This window comes from Bacteroides sp. 1001136B_160425_E2, assembly GCF_015559655.1.
In the GTDB taxonomy this organism is placed as follows: domain Bacteria; phylum Bacteroidota; class Bacteroidia; order Bacteroidales; family Bacteroidaceae; genus Bacteroides; species Bacteroides luhongzhouii.
This window is the reverse complement of the sequence record NZ_JADMQH010000015.1, coordinates 108585-124984: the sequence shown is the minus strand read 5'-3', so window position 1 is coordinate 124984 and position 16400 is coordinate 108585. Positions and strand designations below refer to the sequence as shown.

Below are 16400 nucleotides of genomic sequence, written 5' to 3'. Positions count from 1 at the left end.
AAGGAAATAATATGATAATAGAGGCTTTACTCTTGTCTGTGATCGGTCAAATCTCTTAATAAAAATAGATTCGAGAATACAAATTCTTAATCAATGTTATAAAACATACTTTTTTTCTTGGATAATTTGCTAATTTCGCAATAGTCCGTATCTTTGCAATGTGTTTTTCATAGTATTAGATTTAAGGTTAACAAAGGTTGGAGCAAGGCGTTGCTCCTTTTTTTATGCCTATACTCCAAATCGCCTTTGTTTTTTTCTTTCTGGTACATCTGTCAATCACCCTTTAATAACTGCCATTGGAGCAAGTTCCACCAATGGTTTCACCAAATCCCGCTCATTCGCTATCACTTGCGCAATATCTTTATAAGCTCCCGGTGCTTCATCCAGTTCGTCCTGCGAACGGAGTCCGTGAATGATTCCTTGCTGGTTCATTCGCTCTTTCTCTTCATCCAGTGACAAACGGCGACAAGCATCCTTTCTTCCCATCAATCGGCCGGCGCCATGCGAACAGCTTTTGAAGCTCTCCGGATTACCCAGTCCTTCAACGATATAGGATTTAGTACCCATAGATCCGGGGATAATACCAATCTCACCTTCATAGGCACGCGTAGCTCCTTTTCGGTGCACAATCACATCGTGATCGAAATGATTCTCCCAAGCTGCATAGTTGTGGGCAATATTAATCATAGGCTCAAAGTCCGTTTCAGGTTTCACTGCCTGGATGGCTTCACAGATACGGGTCATCATCAACTGACGGTTGGCAAAGGCAAAGGCCACACAGTAGTTCATTTCACGGAAATAATCCTTTGCCATCTGCGTCTCCATTGGCAAGTAAGCCAGTCCTGACACCATTTCAGAATACCATTTCTCATTCCAATATTGCGCAATCTTATTATAGTGATTGGCAACCTTCAAACCAATGTTACGGCTTCCGGAGTGAATCATCACCCACACATCAGACGTTTCGGTATCTTTCTGAATCTCAATAAAGTGGTTTCCTCCTCCCAAGGTTCCTATCTGCTTCAAACAGGCCTCGTACTGATTCTTCAATATAGGCATCTCCTCAAGGTCGAATCCTTGTGGAAGTAACTCCTGATCTTGCTTTTTAGTATGATGATCGAATCCCAAGGGAATGGCCGCACGAATCTTCGACATGATGGAAGTCAAATCCGTATAACTAAAATCTTCCGCTTTTCGATTGGTCTTAATCGCACACATTCCACAACCGATATCTACTCCCACAGCATTGGGAACAATCACACCCTTCGTAGCCAACACACCGCCAATTGGCATTCCTTTTCCCGCATGGGCATCAGGCATGATGGCGATATGTTTAAACGCAAAAGGAAGTGAAGTCAAATCCATAATCTGCGACATACAAGAGTCTTCTACTTCATTCAACCAAAGCTTAGCGGGCAAACGTGTTCCCATAATTACTTTTTCCATACTTCTTTTCTTTTATCCATTCATATAAATCTCGTTATCGAGAGCAAAGTAAGATGGGAAGTACGAAATCTATTTGCGCAATGGATATTATTGTCTATTTTTGTAGAAATATATGCAAAAAAGTCGTGTCTCCGCAATGATTGTATAACCAAAAAATCCGGATATGGCGCCTTGATATCTATAACACTATATTTGATAGCACATCCAACGAACGGTATCTTTCACATTTGTGGCGATGAGTGTATGAGCATTGCGGAGATTGCTTATCAAGTAGCAGATTATATGGGACTGGATCGTTCTCTTATCCATCTTGTCACGACAGAGGAAATGAATGAAACCACTCCCCGTCCCCGTTTTAGCGGAATGAGTATCGATAAAGCACGGACAATGCTTGGATACGAACCACAGAAGCTAAAAGAGGTTCTTGCGAACTGGGAACATTTATAAGGAAAAGAACAGATTACCAATTGAAAACAGTGGCAGAATTGGAGACAATACTACTTTTTACAACAATCTATTTCATTCCAAATAATTCTTTCTCTTTATTTATTGCATATTTATTTTGAAAATATGCAATAAGTTACTATCTTTGCACCAAAATTAAAAAAGACCAATGATGAATCAAACATTACAACTACATAACGCTAATCTTTTTCTTGCAGGAATACCGACTTTCTGTAAGTCTTGCTGCGTGCATGTACATTGGTTCAGTGGATTCATCTAAATTACCCTATTATTTCTTTACAGGAACTATCTGCTGACTTGTTTCACTATTCACAGCAGTATTCCTTTCCAATTTTCAAGCAGATGTATCATCTTCTTTGAAAATCCTCTTGTGTGTGTCAATAATCAGTTTAACCTAACCAAAAATATATACATTATGTTCTCTATTATATCTACTATGTTTTTAGGAATCGGCATCGGTTATGTATTGCGTAACTGGAGTATCTTGCAAAAGACAGAAAAGACAATTTCTCTTACAATATTCTTGTTGCTCTTCATTCTCGGTGTGTCTATCGGTTCTAATAGCCTGATTGTAAACAATCTCGGTAAATTCGGATGGCAGGCAATTGTTCTTGCCGTATCCGGTGTATTGGGAAGCCTGATTGCTGCCCGTCTGGTATTGCAATTGTTTTTTAGAAAAGGAGGCGAATAATAAAAAAGAAGGCTGATTTCTTTTGAGAGGAAAAAAGATACGTTTATTCAAGAAGGAGGTGAACAATGAAAGGAAGTTTGATCGTTATATTATTCTTTTGTGTAGGTTGTGTCATGGGAGCTTTCAACAAGTTCCAGTTTGATACACACACAGTTTCGATGTATATACTTTATGCGTTAATGCTGCAAGTGGGAATCAGTATCGGTTCTAATAAGAACCTGAAAGCGATTGTGTCGCATTTGCACCCTAAAATGCTATTGATTCCGTTGGGAACGATTATCGGTACGTTGCTGTTTTCTGCTTTAGCAAGCCTGCTATTGCGCCAATGGAGCGTGTTCGACTGTATGGCAGTGGGAAGCGGATTCGCATACTATTCGCTCTCTTCTATCCTTATCACCCAGTTCAAAGAGCCTTCTATCGGGCTGCAACTGGCTACGGAATTAGGAACTATTGCACTACTGACTAATATTTTCCGTGAGATGATGGCACTCCTCGGTACTCCAATCATCAAGAAGTATTTCGGGAAACTGGCTCCTATTTCAGCGGCAGGAGTCAATTCGATGGATGTACTCCTGCCCTCCATCAGCAGATATTCGGGAAAAGAAATGATCCCCATCGCTATCTTACACGGTATTCTGATTGATATCAGTGTTCCTGTTTTCGTTTCTTTTTTCTGTAATCTCTGATATTGCTTGCGATGGGGCTAGCCTATTCATTACCGAAACAGTCTGTTAATGCCCGGAAACAGCCAATACAAACTTTATATCAGCATAGGAGACATCGTCTCCTAATGCTGCCTTAATGGCAAATATTCCCATGTATTCATGTTCTTCCAAATGCTTACGAATCTTCGCCAGATTTTCAGCTTTCACTACTTTCTCCACTTTAATCTTTCCTAAACGGACATAATATTCCAAATGCCCGGCAATGGTTCCCGATACCAATTCACGAGCTTTGGCTATTTCATCTATGCTCATTCCCTGGCAGAACATTTCATAGCTGATTAATTTTGTATCTTTTTTCTTCTCCTTCTCCGCTTCTTTCTTCCGTTTTTCCTCCTCTTTCCGTTGCTTCAACTCTTCCCGCCGGCTTGCGGATTCCCTATTATCAGAGATGAGCATATCCATTATTTCCGGTCTTTCCAATTGATTCTCCACCATATACTTACGGACAATACCCAAGATTTCAAGTCCATACTTTTCCACCCCTTTTGCTCCAAAATAGGGTATCGCTTCCAAAGCCCTTGGATTATCCGGTAACAGATTCACAATTCCCATCAACGCTTTCTGTTGCATAATGACATAAGCAGGAAGATTCACCTCACGTGTTTTGGCTGTCCTCCATTCAGACAGGGCACGATAAAGCTCCGGATGCAAAATATCCGTAGGCACTTCCACTTTCACCTTTTCAGCACCGCTACGTGTACGCTCTTTCCGTTCCTTCCGCTCTTTCTTTTCTCTCAACGCTTTCGAAGCACCGGAAGATGAAGAATCATCCTCAAGACTCAACATTACTTTAGCCTTCAACTTCAAATAATCCGTAATAGCGAACGCCCCTCTCTCAGACACAGCCTCCAACAAAGACTCTTTAATCCACAATGCATCATCCAACGCCTGCATACGTTCTGCCAACAGCTTTCTCAACTCTTTATTGTCAAGAGGCATATTAGTCTTATTATACAAAGCCCGAACCGACGCCAACTCTTTATGAAAATATCCGGCCCCTGAACGAATCCGCTCCTGTAACTCCTGATTCGTCGCATAGTCTTCACTCTCATGTATCAACCGGGTATACTGGTTACGAAAACGCTGGGATACTTCCACTATCTTCTCTCTGACATGAAGTTCCAGTGCCTTATATTCTGCCAACTGCTTCGGAAAGAGCTTATACAAATCTTCATCTATCAAACGAAGCAATCGTTTATAAGCCTGATCGATCGAATAGAAATTAAACAAATCACTCAACAAATCAAAGAAATACGCCTTTTGCATATCGTTCAACTGTTGATTGCCCGGTTTATTCTGCTCTACCGCTTTGGTAAAATTATCCACCGTAGCATCACTAATAATGGCTTCCCTCCGCAAAGGAGACTCCAACACCATCCCTTCCAAAGTCTTGCAACGGCTCAATGCCACATAAGTCTGCCCGTGCGCAAAAGAGTTACGTGCATCAATAATGGCACGGTCAAACGTCAAACCCTGACTTTTATGTATCGTAATGGCCCATGCCAGACGGATAGGATATTGACGGAACGTTCCCTCTATCACTTCCGTGATTTCCTTTGTTTCCTCATTCAGCACGTACTTATAATTTCCCCACTCTTCCGGCAACAACTGAAATTCTGATTTGTTTCCCTTCCCTCGCACGATAATACCTGCATCATCAACAGTGACCACCTCACCAATCATACCGTTATAATATCGTTTCTCGGACGATGGATCATTCTTCAGGAACATAATTTGTGCTCCTTCCTTTATTGTCAGGAGTTCATCCGCAGGATACGAATATTCGGGAAAATTTCCTTCTATCTCGGCACGAAAATGATACGCCTTGCCGGGCAAAGATGCCAGTTCACGGTCATTTACTTTCTGTGCCTGATAATTATGTGTCGTCAGCCGAATATATCCTTCTTCTTTTTGTGGCTGGAAACCGGGCTGATAACGACGGTTCAGCTCATTCAGCACTTCATCATCAGCCCTATTTTCCCGGATTTTATTTAATAAAGACAGGAAGAACGTGTCACTCTGCCGATAGACTCTTTTAAGTTCAATAGTCATATATGCCGTCTCTTTCAACGCATGACTCGCAAAGAAATAAGGGGTCTCGTAATGCTTCCTCAACAGTTCCCATTCATTATCTTTCACGACGGGAGCTAATTGTTGCAAATCTCCAATCATCAACAGTTGCACCCCGCCAAACGGTTTCTCTCTATCACGATACCGCCGCAGAGTTGCATCCACCGCATCCAACAAATCGGCGCGCACCATACTAATCTCATCAATAACGAGTAAATCCATGCTACGAATTATGTTCCGTTTTTCTTTACTGTAACGGTAATGCGTTTGGGAAGAATTAAAGGTAGTTTCCGGCACAAAAGGAGCAAAAGACAACTGAAAGAAAGAATGAATCGTTACTCCTCCCGCATTGATGGCTGCGATCCCTGTCGGTGCTAATACAACCATGCGCTTAGGGGTGTGTTCTTTCAATCGTCTAAGAAATGTCGTTTTTCCAGTTCCGGCTTTTCCGGTAAGAAATAAATGTGTGCCTGTATTTTCAATGAACTGCCAAGCTAGCTGCAGTTCCGGGTTATTTTCCATGCTTTCTCTAATTTTGGGTAAAGGTACTGAATATTCTTTTTCTTTCGTCTTGATACGAAAGAAAAAGAACCAAAAAGAAAGAATCAAGGCTGCGTTTTTCCGGCTACTCCGGTGCTTCCTCCGGCTAAAGGGCAGAAACTCGCTACGCTCAAACAGTCTGCCCTTCTTAACGCCGAAGGAAACACCTGCGCTTGACGCCGGAAAAACGAGGCCGGGGAACCCGTGCGGCGTAGCGACCTTTGGTATACGGAATATTGCATTGTTTTAAAAGACGTATAACATGGAAAACTTTGCTATATAAAAGCCGCAGACGTTATACGACTAAATATAGCAAAGCAGAACAATATATAATAGAAATATAGAATACGATATAATAGAGATAGTAGAGATAGAAAGATACAGAGAGTTCCTTCCCAATACCCCTCACGAACATTATACAGCAAACCAGCCGCCGGACTCCCCCCCGGCCTACTTTTTTCTCCGTCAGGCGAGCGCCCGTAACGTAGCGTTAAGAAGGGCAGACTGTTTGAGCGTAGCGAGTTTCTGCCCTTTAGCGAAGTGAAGGAAGCGAGTAGGAGAAAAAAGTCAGCCTTGAATTTTTCTTTGCTTCTTTCTTTTGTTTCAAGACAAAAGAAAGATGATTACGAGACAAAAGAAAGATGATTAGAATTACTTCATAGATCCCCCCACAATATCCAGCAACTCATTTGTAATCGCCTGCTGACGACTCTTATTATACTGCTTCGTCAAATCCTGAATCAGTTCATTCGCATTATCCGTAGCCACTTGCATAGCCAGGGTACGTGCAGCATGTTCCGATGCATTAGAGTCGACGGCAGCAGTAAAAATCTTCTGGCTCAATACTGTTGGTATTAGGCTGGCGATCAATTCTTCCGCGTTCGGTTCGATGATATAATCATTGGCAATTTCATGCTCCTCTACCTCCTCTTTGTTCTTTCTCTCCTCTTCACTTACCACATTCGTCAGATTAATGGGGAGATACGTCTCCCGGAGAAGAATCTGTACCCCCATTGATTTGAAGTGATGATAGATTATCTCCACACGGTCCACTTCTCCTGCCACATACATATCCATCAATCGGTGAGCCAATTCGGCAGCCTCCTGATACGTCGGTTTGTCGGAGAGCGTCGGAGAAGCCTCCTGCGGTTTGAATCCCATTCGTTTGACCGCTTCATCCACCTTCTTGCCAATTGGGAATATCAAGATATTATCCTGTCCCAGAGTGCGGAACTCCCCGATCGTTTGCATCATCATTTTGATGACGTTGGCATTGAAAGCACCACAAAGAGAAGTGTTTGAAGAAAAGACGACGATTGCTACACGTTTCACTTCACGCTCCTGCACATAAGGAGATTTGACAGACAGGTCCGCGCTTAGGAAATTAGTCAGAATCTTGTTCAACTTCTTCTGATAAGGCAGCATATTCTCAATGGCTCCTTGTGCCTTGTGTAATTTGGCAGAAGCCACCATCTTCATTGCTGAAGTGATTTTTCGGGTACTTTTTACCGAATTTATTCTGGTTTTTACTTCTTTCAGTGAAGCCATAGCGATAATTAAAAATTAATAATTAAAAATTAAAGAGCCGATTAGAGATAAAGAGTCAATCAGAGATACTGTTTCGCCACCATAGCGGCAGTCTCTTCAATAGCCTTAATCACGTTATCGTCGATCACACCCGTTCTCAAAATGTCCAATACGTCCTCCTGGTGATTCAGTTGCAGAGATTCGATAAAACTGCGTTCAAAGTCCTGCACCTTATCCAATGGGACATCATGTAGAAGTCCGTGTGTACCACAATAGAGGATAGCAATCTGCTGCTCTACGGGCATCGGGCTGTATTGCGGTTGAATCAACAACTGACCGTTCTTACGTCCCTTATCAATAGTCAGGGCAGTAATCGGGTCCATGTCGCTGCTGAACTTGGAGAAGGCTTCCAACTCGCGATATTGCGCCTGGTCAATCTTCAATGTTCCGGCCACCTTCTTCATAGCCTTAATCTGTGCGTTACCACCTACACGGGACACTGAGATACCGACATTGATAGCCGGACGCGTACCCTGGTTGAACAAGTCAGTCTCAAGGAATATCTGTCCGTCGGTGATAGAAATCACGTTCGTCGGGATATAAGCCGATACGTCACCAGCCTGCGTTTCGATGATAGGCAATGCAGTGAGCGAGCCGCCACCTTTCACAATCCCCTTCAGACTTTCCGGGAGATCGTTCATTTCGCGTGCCACTTCCTCCTGACTGATAATCTTGGCAGCACGTTCCAACAGACGGGAATGCAGATAGAAGATATCACCCGGATAAGCCTCACGACCGGACGGACGGCGAAGAATCAGCGAAACCTCACGATAAGCCACCGCCTGTTTGGAAAGGTCATCATAAACCACCAACGCATGACGGCCGGTATCACGGAAATACTCGCCAATAGCAGCACCCGCAAATGGAGCATAATACTGCAACGCAGCCGGATCACCCGCCGTGGCAGCTACAACCACCGTGTAGTCCAGTGCTCCGTACTCACGAAGTGTATTAACGATAGAAGCAACGGTAGAACCCTTCTGACCGATAGCTACATAGATACAATATACAGGGTCGCCTGCCAGGAAGTTAGTGCGCTGGTTGATAATCGTATCAATCGCAATAGCAGTCTTTCCCGTCTGACGGTCGCCGATAATCAACTCACGCTGTCCGCGACCGATAGGAATCATAGCGTCCACAGCCTTCAATCCGGTCTGCAACGGCTGATTCACAGGCTGACGATAGATTACTCCCGGAGCTTTCCGTTCCAAAGGCATATCATACAGTTCGCCACCAATCAGCCCTTTGCCGTCGAGCGGTTCGCCCAGCGGATCAATCACACGTCCCAGCATGCTCTCTCCTACACGGATGGAGGCGATACGTTTGGTACGCTTCACGACGAAGCCTTCTTTGATTTTGTCCGTCGGACCCAACAGTACAGCACCCACGTTGTCCTCTTCGAGGTTCATCACGATTGCTTTGATACCATTGTCAAACTCCAGCAATTCATTGGCCTCGGCGTTCCGCAGTCCATAGATACGCACTACGCCGTCACTCACCTGGAGCACCGTACCGATTTCGTCAAGTTGCACATTGGCATTGATTCCTTCGAGCTGCTTGCGCAATATATCGGATACTTCGCTTACTCTTATATTTTCAGACATTATACAATTCTCCTATTCTTATCAATAAATTGTTGTTTCACTCGCTTCAACTGCGTGGCAACGCTTGCATCCAGCCGGTAGTCGTTGACGTCGAAGATAAAGCCACCCCCGATAGAGGGATCTATCACTGTTTCCAGTTCCATCTGGGCGTGCAAGACATGCTCTGCTGCAGACCGAATCCGGTCTTCCGTCTCTTTATTGACGGGAACGGCCGTAATCAATTTGCCGGTTCCCATATGCTTCAGCTTCCGGTAGAGATCCAGATACATCAGACTGATAAATTGCAGATAGCCTTCACGCCTGTTTCGCAGTACCAAAGTGATAAAACGGACAAACTCTCTGGTCGATTTACTGTCACCATCGGCAGCTGTACAGACTAACGCCAACTTTTCCTTGGTCATGATGACGGGATTATCAAGCGCTTCGCGCAGACCGGGCTGTTCACTAAAGCTGTGTGACAGGGTCAGAAACTCCTGATACAACCTGTCTTCCAGACCTCTTTCCTGTGCGTATTCAATGATAGCTTTTGCATAACGCATTGAGAGTATTCCGACTTCCATCTTCCTTAGTTCTTATTCGGGGTTAGTATTTCATCCAGCATGCGGTCGATCATGCCCATCTGTGCTTCCTTGTCCTCAAGACTCTTACGGAGCACTTTCTCGGCGATGTCAACAGAAAGCACGGCCACTTGGCGACGGATGTCGCGGATTGCTTCGTCTTTCTCCACCTGGATTTGTTGTTTCACCGCATCAAGTTCTTTTTGTGCGGCAATTTCGGCTTGTTTACGGGCCTCGTGAACAATCTTGTCACGTTCTTCCATTGCTTCCCTCAAGATGCGTCCTTGCTCTTTGTTGGCGGCTGCCACCAATGCGTCACCTTCTTGTTTCAGTTTAGACAACTGGGCATTAGCTTCCCTCGCCACCTCCAAAGACTGGTCGATATAGGTCTTACGGCCTTCCACCATCTTGATGATGACAGGGAAGCCGTATTTCGCCAATATCACGAACACAATCCCGAATGAGAGAAACATCCAGAACAGCAGGCCACTATCAGGTAATAGTAATGACATAATCTTTATTTACGATTTTACGATTTATAATTTACGATTTCGCAGCTGACCATTGTATCAGGGTCTCCCCCATTTAGAAACATGGTTTACGCCTGCGAAATTCGCTTGTTATATACCTGATTAAAGGAAGAACACCAACAGACAAACTACTACCGCCAACAAAGCCACACCTTCAATCAAGGCGGCGGCGATAATCATGTTCATACGAATGTCTCCTGATGCTTCCGGCTGGCGTGCGATAGCTTCCATTGCCGAACCACCAATCTTACCAATACCCAAACCAGCTCCGATTACTGCAAGACCTGCACCGATAGCTGCACCTAATTTACTAACTCCTACTGCTGCTGCAGTGGCTTGTAACAATACTGATAGTAACATAATTTTCAGTTTTAAAATGGTTTATATTTTCTCTTGTTTTATTATTTAATCACTCATTCCGCGCGTTTATTCCGTATTCATTCAATCACGTTTTCACCGCGTTTCATTGATTATTCTTCTGTTTTCACTTTGGCTCCTTCCTGTGCCAGTCCGATAAACACTGCCGACAACATCGTAAATACATAAGCCTGGATGAAAGCCACCAATAGCTCAAGCGCATTCATAAAGATGTTGAACAATACGGAAGCCACCGTGAGTGTACCGTTCAGCGCAGGCCCCATGCTTGCCGAGATAAATATCAGGCAAGTGAGCACCAGCATCGCCATGTGTCCGGCCAGCATATTGGCAAAAAGACGGATCATCAAAGCAAACGGTTTCGTGAAGATTCCGAAGAACTCGATGAACGGCATCATCGGCACAGGCACTTTCAGCCACCAGGGTACATCGGGCCAGAAAATATCTTTCCAGTAATGTTTCGTACCGAAGATATTGACCGCAAGGAACGTGCAGACTGCCAGCACCATCGTGATAGCGATATTTCCCGTCACATTCGCACCTCCGGGGAAAAACGGAATCAATCCCATCATGTTATTGATAAAGATGAAAAAGAACGCTGTCAGCAGATACGGTGCAAACTTCCGGTAATTGGGGCCTACACAACTCTTGATGATGTCGTCGTTCACCATCATGATGAACATCTCCATGAATCCGATAAATCCTCCCGGCGCTTTGGCTCCTTGCGGACGCTTCCTGTACCAGTGTGCCACGCACAACACGATAACGAGCAGCAATACGCTGTTGAACAGCAAAGCAAACGTCACCTTCGTAATAGAAATATCCCAGGGACGAACCTGTTCGCCTGACGCGTCATACTCTACCAATTTGCCTTCGTACTTGCTTCCTGCGGGAGCGATGGAAAGTCCTTCATACGTACCTCCATTCTCTTCGAGACGGGAAGAAAGGAACGTGTGCCAACCTGAAGTGCTACTATAAACAATAATAGGTAACGGTATAGTAATATGCGTGTTACCCCATGTTGTAATATGCCATTCGTAGGAGTCACCGATATGTCCGAACACAATTTCTTTCACATCAACCGTGTTCTCCTGTTCCTCCTTCGGAGTAATCTCGTCCTGCGTCTGCTGCGCCACCACTTCCCCCTCTTGCTCTTGCGCAAGAACCGGCAAACTGACCGCTGCCATCAGGCAGAACAGAATCAACGGAGCTACTATGTTATGCAACTGTTTCATGTTTCTTCTTATTTTTCTTTTTCCGTTTCTGATTCATCTCAAAAGAGAAGAAAAACCAGGTTTCGAATATGAGATATATCAAATAGAACGAGATAAATGTCAGTAAAAAAGCTCTGGCTTCTTCGCGTACAGCAAGACAATAAATCAAGACGAGAATCAGCGAAAGAATCATCTTTATCATTTTCATTGCCAAATACAACAGTAACATTCTCTGCGGAGCGTGCCGCCGGCAAGCGTCGAACATATAGATGCTGGCCAAACCGAAGAAATAAAAATAAACCGGTATAAACGGATACCCTCCGAAATAATGCCCCGGCAGAGCGAAGTGTAGGATAACAGCTCCAAGCAGCGCGCTAGTCACTGCAAATAAGGTATGCCAACAAATAAAGCTCCGTTTAGTTTTACTAATATTCATCATGTTACTGTGTTTTTCTGTAAGGTTATAATCTCGTTCTTTTCAATCTTTAGATGCTTAATCTTTGTGCCGGAAGGCTTCCGTCAGGAAACACAGGCAGAAACCGTACCGTCACTCATTTCGACAAAACCGCCCTGAATATCCATCGTATGCTCTTCTCCCTCCATCGTCGTATAACTCAATGTTCCTGCTTTCAGCGACGATACAATGGGCGCATGTCCCGGAAGAATAGAAAACGAACCGATCATGCCCGGCAATGTGACAATCTTCACATCTCCGTCGAATATGCTCTTTTCGGGCGATACTATACTCAAATGCAGTTCTTTCATCATTTTATATTTTTATTTTTTCGCTTGTTCCAGCAATTTCTTACCTTTCTCTATTGCTTCCTCAATCGTGCCGACATTCAGGAAAGCCTGTTCGGGAAGATAATCCACTTCTCCGTCCAGAATCATCTTGAATCCCTTGATGGTATCTTCAATACCCACCATCACGCCCGGAACGCCTGTAAACTGTTCGGCTACGGCAAACGGTTGCGAAAGGAAACGCTGCACACGGCGGGCGCGGTTCACTACCATCTTGTCTTCTTCCGAGAGTTCTTCCATACCGAGGATGGAGATAATATCCTGTAACTCCTTGTTACGCTGCAATATTTGTTTCACTCGCTGCGCAATGTCGTAATGTTCCTGGCCTACAATGTGCGGGTCGAGGATACGTGATGTAGATGCCAACGGATCGACAGCCGGATAGATACCCAACTCGGTGATCTTACGATCGAGCACGGTAGTCGCGTCCAAGTGGCTGAAAGTCGTTGCAGGAGCGGGATCGGTCAAGTCATCGGCAGGCACATACACCGCTTGTACGGAGGTGATAGAACCTTTGCGGGTAGACGTGATACGTTCCTGCATCGCACCCATTTCCGTGGCCAGCGTAGGCTGGTAACCAACGGCGGAGGGCATACGTCCCAAAAGGGCCGACACTTCCGAACCTGCTTGCGTGAAACGGAAGATATTATCGATAAAGAACAGGATATCGCGTTTCTCACCTTCTTTACCGGCGTCGCGGAAAGATTCCGCTACTGTCAGTCCGGACAGTGCCACAGAGGCACGTGCGCCCGGAGGTTCGTTCATCTGACCAAAAATCAGCGACACTTGCGATTTCTCCAGTTCGTTATAATCTACTTTCGAAAGATCCCAGTGACCTTTTTCCATGCTTTCCTTGAATGCTTCGCCATAACGGATAACGCCGGATTCGATCATTTCACGCAGCAAGTCATTACCTTCACGGGTACGTTCACCTACTCCGGCAAATACGGAGAATCCGTTATGTTTCTTGGCGATATTATTGATAAGCTCTTGGATCAATACGGTTTTTCCCACACCGGCACCACCGAACAAACCGATTTTACCACCTTTGGCATACGGCTCGAGCAGGTCGATTACTTTGATACCCGTGAAGAGGACCTCTTGCACAGTTGTCAAATCCTCAAATTTAGGGGGGTCGCGGTGAATAGAATACGCACCATCGCGGTTGAGTCCTTTCATACCGTCGATCGAATCACCGACTACGTTCATCAGTCGTCCTTTAATCTGTTCGCCTATCGGCATAGTGATTGGGCCTCCGGTGGGATACACTTTCATGCCTCTCTGAAGTCCGTCGGTACTATCCATCGCTACAGTACGCACTGTATTTTCGCCGATATGTTGCTGAACTTCTACAACCAGTATTTTGCCGTTTGGCCTCTTTATCTCCAGTGCGTCGTGGATGCTTGGCAGCACCAGTTCCGCATCCGTACCTTCAAAGTACACATCGACCACAGGGCCGATGACCTGCGAGATATGTCCGATAATCTGTGACATAAGCAATCTCTTTTATTTATATTATTCTTTTTCTCTCTTTTTTGACCTTAATAATATGCTAAGGAATGAACATTTTCCGCGTTTTACCTATTCAATATTATAATAAACAGTTGAGTTCTATTTTTGTTCAACTATTTTCTATATCCGATAAACTTCTGCCCTTAGATATAGTTAAAGAAACAACTGCACAAATGTAGAAACAATTCCGTGTCGTTGTTACTCCTTTTTCATAATTTGTCGTTCGCTAACACTTATTAGACCAACAAAGACTACAGATTGACCAATTCAGGCAAATTTCTGTTACAAATCAACAGCAAAATAAGTTTTGTGGTAATAATCTATCAATAAACTGGATTTTCGCCTCCAGTTTCCTTTCTCATTGTTTAAAATCAATGATTTAGCCACAACATAAAATAGTAGCACAAACAACTAGTTTTGTGCTCGAACACAGCAAACGCCGTTTTTTCACGCTTTCCTTAAGAAAGTTAAAGATACGTCCAACGAAAGAAAACATAAAAAGAGAAATATAATCAACGCCTATACAATTATTATCTCATTTTTTTGCTGTAATTTTGCACTACTAACATAAAACACTCAAAATGATGAAGAAAATACTGTTACTAGGTTCTGGAGAACTAGGAAAAGAATTTGTAATTTCAGCTCAACGTAAAGGTCAGCACATCATTGCCTGCGACTCATACGCGGGAGCACCTGCTATGCAAGTGGCTGATGAATTTGAAGTATTCGATATGCTGAACGGTGAAGAACTGGAGCGAGCCGTAAAAAAACACCAGCCGGACATTATCGTTCCGGAGATTGAAGCAATCCGCACGGAACGTTTGTATGACTTCGAAAAAGAAGGCATCCAGGTAGTTCCCAGCGCCCGCGCCGTGAACTTCACAATGAATCGTAAAGCTATCCGCGACCTTGCCGCTAAAGAGCTCGGACTAAAAACTGCCAAATACTTCTATGCCAAAACATTGGACGAGCTGAAAGAAGCTGCCGCTAAAATCGGCTTCCCTTGTGTCGTTAAACCGCTAATGTCATCCTCCGGCAAAGGACAGTCACTGGTGAAAAGCGCCGACGAACTCGAACATGCATGGGAATACGGATGCAGCGGAAGCCGTGGTGATATCCGCGAGCTTATCATTGAAGAATTTATCAAATTCGACAGCGAAATCACCCTGCTCACCGTTACTCAGAAGAACGGGCCTACCCTGTTCTGCCCTCCTATCGGACACGTGCAGAAAGGTGGCGATTATCGCGAAAGTTTCCAGCCTGCACACATCGATCCCGCACATTTGAAAGAAGCGGAAGAGATGGCAGAAAAAGTAACCCGTGCGCTGACAGGCGCAGGACTTTGGGGAGTTGAGTTCTTCCTAAGCCACGAAAACGGAGTCTATTTCTCCGAACTTTCTCCACGCCCCCACGATACCGGCATGGTGACTTTGGCAGGAACACAAAATCTGAATGAATTTGAATTGCATCTGCGTGCCGTGCTCGGTCTGCCTATTCCGTGCATCAAGCAAGAACGGATAGGCGCAAGTGCCGTCATTCTCTCTCCGATTGCCAGTCAGGAGCGCCCTCAATATCGTGGACTGGAAGAAGTGACCAAAGAAGAAGATACCTATCTCCGCATTTTCGGCAAACCGTTTACACGTGTCAACCGTCGTATGGGTGTGGTGCTTTGCTACGCTCCGCTCGATGCTGATTTGGATGCGTTGCGCGACAAGGCTAAGAGAATTGCAGAGAAAGTAGAAGTTTATTAATACAAGAAATTCAAAGATAAGATGAATAGAATCCGCCAGGTAAACCTGTCTGATATTCCAGCATTGCAAGAGCTATATCAGCATACAATTCTGACTGTGAACCGAAAAGATTATACAGACGAAGAAGTAGCAGATTGGGCTTCGTGCGGAGACGATACATCACATTGGGGTGAGCTTTTCGAAGAGCAACATTATGTGGTTGCAGAAAACGAAGAAGGCGTGATTATAGGCTTTGGCTCTGTCAACGATGACGGATATATGCACACACTGTTTGTTCATAAGGATTTTCAGCATCAAGGCGTTGCGACATCTTTGTATAAATATCTCGAAGCATACGCACGAGAAAGAGGTGCGAAAAAATTAACATCGGAGGTTAGCATCACGGCAAAACCATTTTTCGAGAAACAAGGTTTTCAAGTCGATAAAGAACAAAAGCGGAAAGCTAATCAAATGCGTCTGACCAATTATAAGATGAGTAAAAAGCTCTCCTTTTATTAATAAGAAAACTCCAACCAATGCGACTTTATCCGTC

Annotated in this window: 15 protein-coding genes and 1 pseudogene; 5 read left to right on the top strand and 11 right to left on the bottom strand. The window is 44.3% G+C overall.

The annotated features are described in order from the left end of the window. Nucleotides 1-276 precede the first annotated feature (276 nt). Nucleotides 277-1446 (bottom strand): RtcB family protein, encoded by a 1170-nt coding sequence (locus tag I2I04_RS16005; protein ID WP_195471964.1) that lies wholly within the window; start codon nt 1444-1446, stop codon nt 277-279. A gap of 192 nt (nt 1447-1638) precedes the next feature. Here I2I04_RS16005 and I2I04_RS16000 point away from each other — a divergent pair. The 3 genes and pseudogenes from I2I04_RS16000 to I2I04_RS15990 all read left to right on the top strand — a co-directional run. Next, nucleotides 1639-1893 (top strand): annotated as a pseudogene (locus I2I04_RS16000) (sugar nucleotide-binding protein); the annotation flags it as partial. Between the two features lie 433 nt (nt 1894-2326). Next, the gene (locus I2I04_RS15995) at nt 2327-2602 is read left to right on the top strand and encodes a LysO family transporter (RefSeq protein ID WP_004315294.1); all 276 of its coding nucleotides are present in this window, start codon (nt 2327-2329) and stop codon (nt 2600-2602) included. 65 nt (nt 2603-2667) lie between these two features. After that, nucleotides 2668-3288, top strand: coding sequence for a lysine exporter LysO family protein (locus I2I04_RS15990; RefSeq protein WP_004315295.1), 621 nt, complete (start codon nt 2668-2670; stop codon nt 3286-3288). A 45-nt stretch (nt 3289-3333) separates the two neighbouring features. Here I2I04_RS15990 and I2I04_RS15985 read toward each other — a convergent pair whose 3' ends face one another. From I2I04_RS15985 to atpD, 10 genes are all read right to left on the bottom strand, one after another. After that, on the bottom strand, nt 3334-5919 hold the full coding sequence (locus tag I2I04_RS15985) for a helix-turn-helix domain-containing protein (protein WP_195655427.1): 2586 nt from the start codon (nt 5917-5919) through the stop codon (nt 3334-3336). 669 nt (nt 5920-6588) lie between these two features. Further along, the gene (locus I2I04_RS15980) at nt 6589-7485 is read right to left on the bottom strand and encodes a F0F1 ATP synthase subunit gamma (protein ID WP_143258651.1); all 897 of its coding nucleotides are present in this window, start codon (nt 7483-7485) and stop codon (nt 6589-6591) included. 59 nt (nt 7486-7544) lie between these two features. Beyond that, nucleotides 7545-9128 carry a F0F1 ATP synthase subunit alpha gene (gene atpA, locus I2I04_RS15975; protein WP_143258652.1) on the bottom strand — a complete coding sequence of 528 codons (1584 nt, stop codon included), beginning with the start codon at nt 9126-9128 and terminating at the stop codon, nt 7545-7547. Then, nucleotides 9128-9688, bottom strand: coding sequence for a F0F1 ATP synthase subunit delta (locus tag I2I04_RS15970; protein ID WP_195471971.1), 561 nt, complete (start codon nt 9686-9688; stop codon nt 9128-9130). Before I2I04_RS15970 ends, atpA begins: the two co-directional genes overlap by 1 nt. 5 nt (nt 9689-9693) lie before the next feature. Next, complete coding sequence (atpF, locus tag I2I04_RS15965; RefSeq protein ID WP_143258654.1) at nt 9694-10197, bottom strand: F0F1 ATP synthase subunit B; 504 nt, start codon at nt 10195-10197, stop codon at nt 9694-9696. 120 nt (nt 10198-10317) lie between these two features. After that, entirely contained in the window at nt 10318-10575 is a 258-nt protein-coding gene (atpE, locus tag I2I04_RS15960; protein ID WP_004295758.1) for an ATP synthase F0 subunit C, read from the bottom strand. Between the two features lie 110 nt (nt 10576-10685). Further along, nucleotides 10686-11825 (bottom strand): F0F1 ATP synthase subunit A, encoded by a 1140-nt coding sequence (gene atpB / locus I2I04_RS15955; RefSeq protein WP_143258655.1) that lies wholly within the window; start codon nt 11823-11825, stop codon nt 10686-10688. Further along, nucleotides 11809-12243, bottom strand: coding sequence for a hypothetical protein (locus I2I04_RS15950; protein WP_143258656.1), 435 nt, complete (start codon nt 12241-12243; stop codon nt 11809-11811). Before I2I04_RS15950 ends, atpB begins: the two co-directional genes overlap by 17 nt. Nucleotides 12244-12323: 80 nt before the next feature. Then, nucleotides 12324-12569: an ATP synthase F1 subunit epsilon gene (gene atpC / locus I2I04_RS15945; RefSeq protein ID WP_004315304.1), complete on the bottom strand. Its 246-nt coding sequence runs from the start codon at nt 12567-12569 to the stop codon at nt 12324-12326. Nucleotides 12570-12581: 12 nt separating this feature from the next. Continuing rightward, the gene (atpD, locus tag I2I04_RS15940) at nt 12582-14099 is read right to left on the bottom strand and encodes a F0F1 ATP synthase subunit beta (protein WP_004315305.1); all 1518 of its coding nucleotides are present in this window, start codon (nt 14097-14099) and stop codon (nt 12582-12584) included. A gap of 602 nt (nt 14100-14701) precedes the next feature. Here atpD and purT point away from each other — a divergent pair. Then, nucleotides 14702-15868 (top strand): formate-dependent phosphoribosylglycinamide formyltransferase, encoded by a 1167-nt coding sequence (gene purT / locus I2I04_RS15935; protein WP_143258765.1) that lies wholly within the window; start codon nt 14702-14704, stop codon nt 15866-15868. A gap of 21 nt (nt 15869-15889) precedes the next feature. Further along, nucleotides 15890-16366 (top strand): GNAT family N-acetyltransferase, encoded by a 477-nt coding sequence (locus I2I04_RS15930; RefSeq protein WP_143258657.1) that lies wholly within the window; start codon nt 15890-15892, stop codon nt 16364-16366. Nucleotides 16367-16400 lie beyond the last annotated feature (34 nt).

Coding starts and splice junctions, on each gene's coding strand:
- I2I04_RS16005 (WP_195471964.1), bottom strand. CDS start 1,446: ATGGAAAAAGTAATTATGGGAACACGTTTGCCCGCTAAGCTTTGGTTG.
- I2I04_RS15995 (WP_004315294.1), top strand. CDS start 2,327: ATGTTCTCTATTATATCTACTATGTTTTTAGGAATCGGCATCGGTTAT.
- I2I04_RS15990 (WP_004315295.1), top strand. CDS start 2,668: ATGAAAGGAAGTTTGATCGTTATATTATTCTTTTGTGTAGGTTGTGTC.
- I2I04_RS15985 (WP_195655427.1), bottom strand. CDS start 5,919: ATGGAAAATAACCCGGAACTGCAGCTAGCTTGGCAGTTCATTGAAAAT.
- I2I04_RS15980 (WP_143258651.1), bottom strand. CDS start 7,485: ATGGCTTCACTGAAAGAAGTAAAAACCAGAATAAATTCGGTAAAAAGT.
- atpA (WP_143258652.1), bottom strand. CDS start 9,128: ATGTCTGAAAATATAAGAGTAAGCGAAGTATCCGATATATTGCGCAAG.
- I2I04_RS15970 (WP_195471971.1), bottom strand. CDS start 9,688: ATGGAAGTCGGAATACTCTCAATGCGTTATGCAAAAGCTATCATTGAA.
- atpF (WP_143258654.1), bottom strand. CDS start 10,197: ATGTCATTACTATTACCTGATAGTGGCCTGCTGTTCTGGATGTTTCTC.
- atpE (WP_004295758.1), bottom strand. CDS start 10,575: ATGTTACTATCAGTATTGTTACAAGCCACTGCAGCAGCAGTAGGAGTT.
- atpB (WP_143258655.1), bottom strand. CDS start 11,825: ATGAAACAGTTGCATAACATAGTAGCTCCGTTGATTCTGTTCTGCCTG.
- I2I04_RS15950 (WP_143258656.1), bottom strand. CDS start 12,243: ATGATGAATATTAGTAAAACTAAACGGAGCTTTATTTGTTGGCATACC.
- atpC (WP_004315304.1), bottom strand. CDS start 12,569: ATGAAAGAACTGCATTTGAGTATAGTATCGCCCGAAAAGAGCATATTC.
- atpD (WP_004315305.1), bottom strand. CDS start 14,099: ATGTCACAGATTATCGGACATATCTCGCAGGTCATCGGCCCTGTGGTC.
- purT (WP_143258765.1), top strand. CDS start 14,702: ATGAAGAAAATACTGTTACTAGGTTCTGGAGAACTAGGAAAAGAATTT.
- I2I04_RS15930 (WP_143258657.1), top strand. CDS start 15,890: ATGAATAGAATCCGCCAGGTAAACCTGTCTGATATTCCAGCATTGCAA.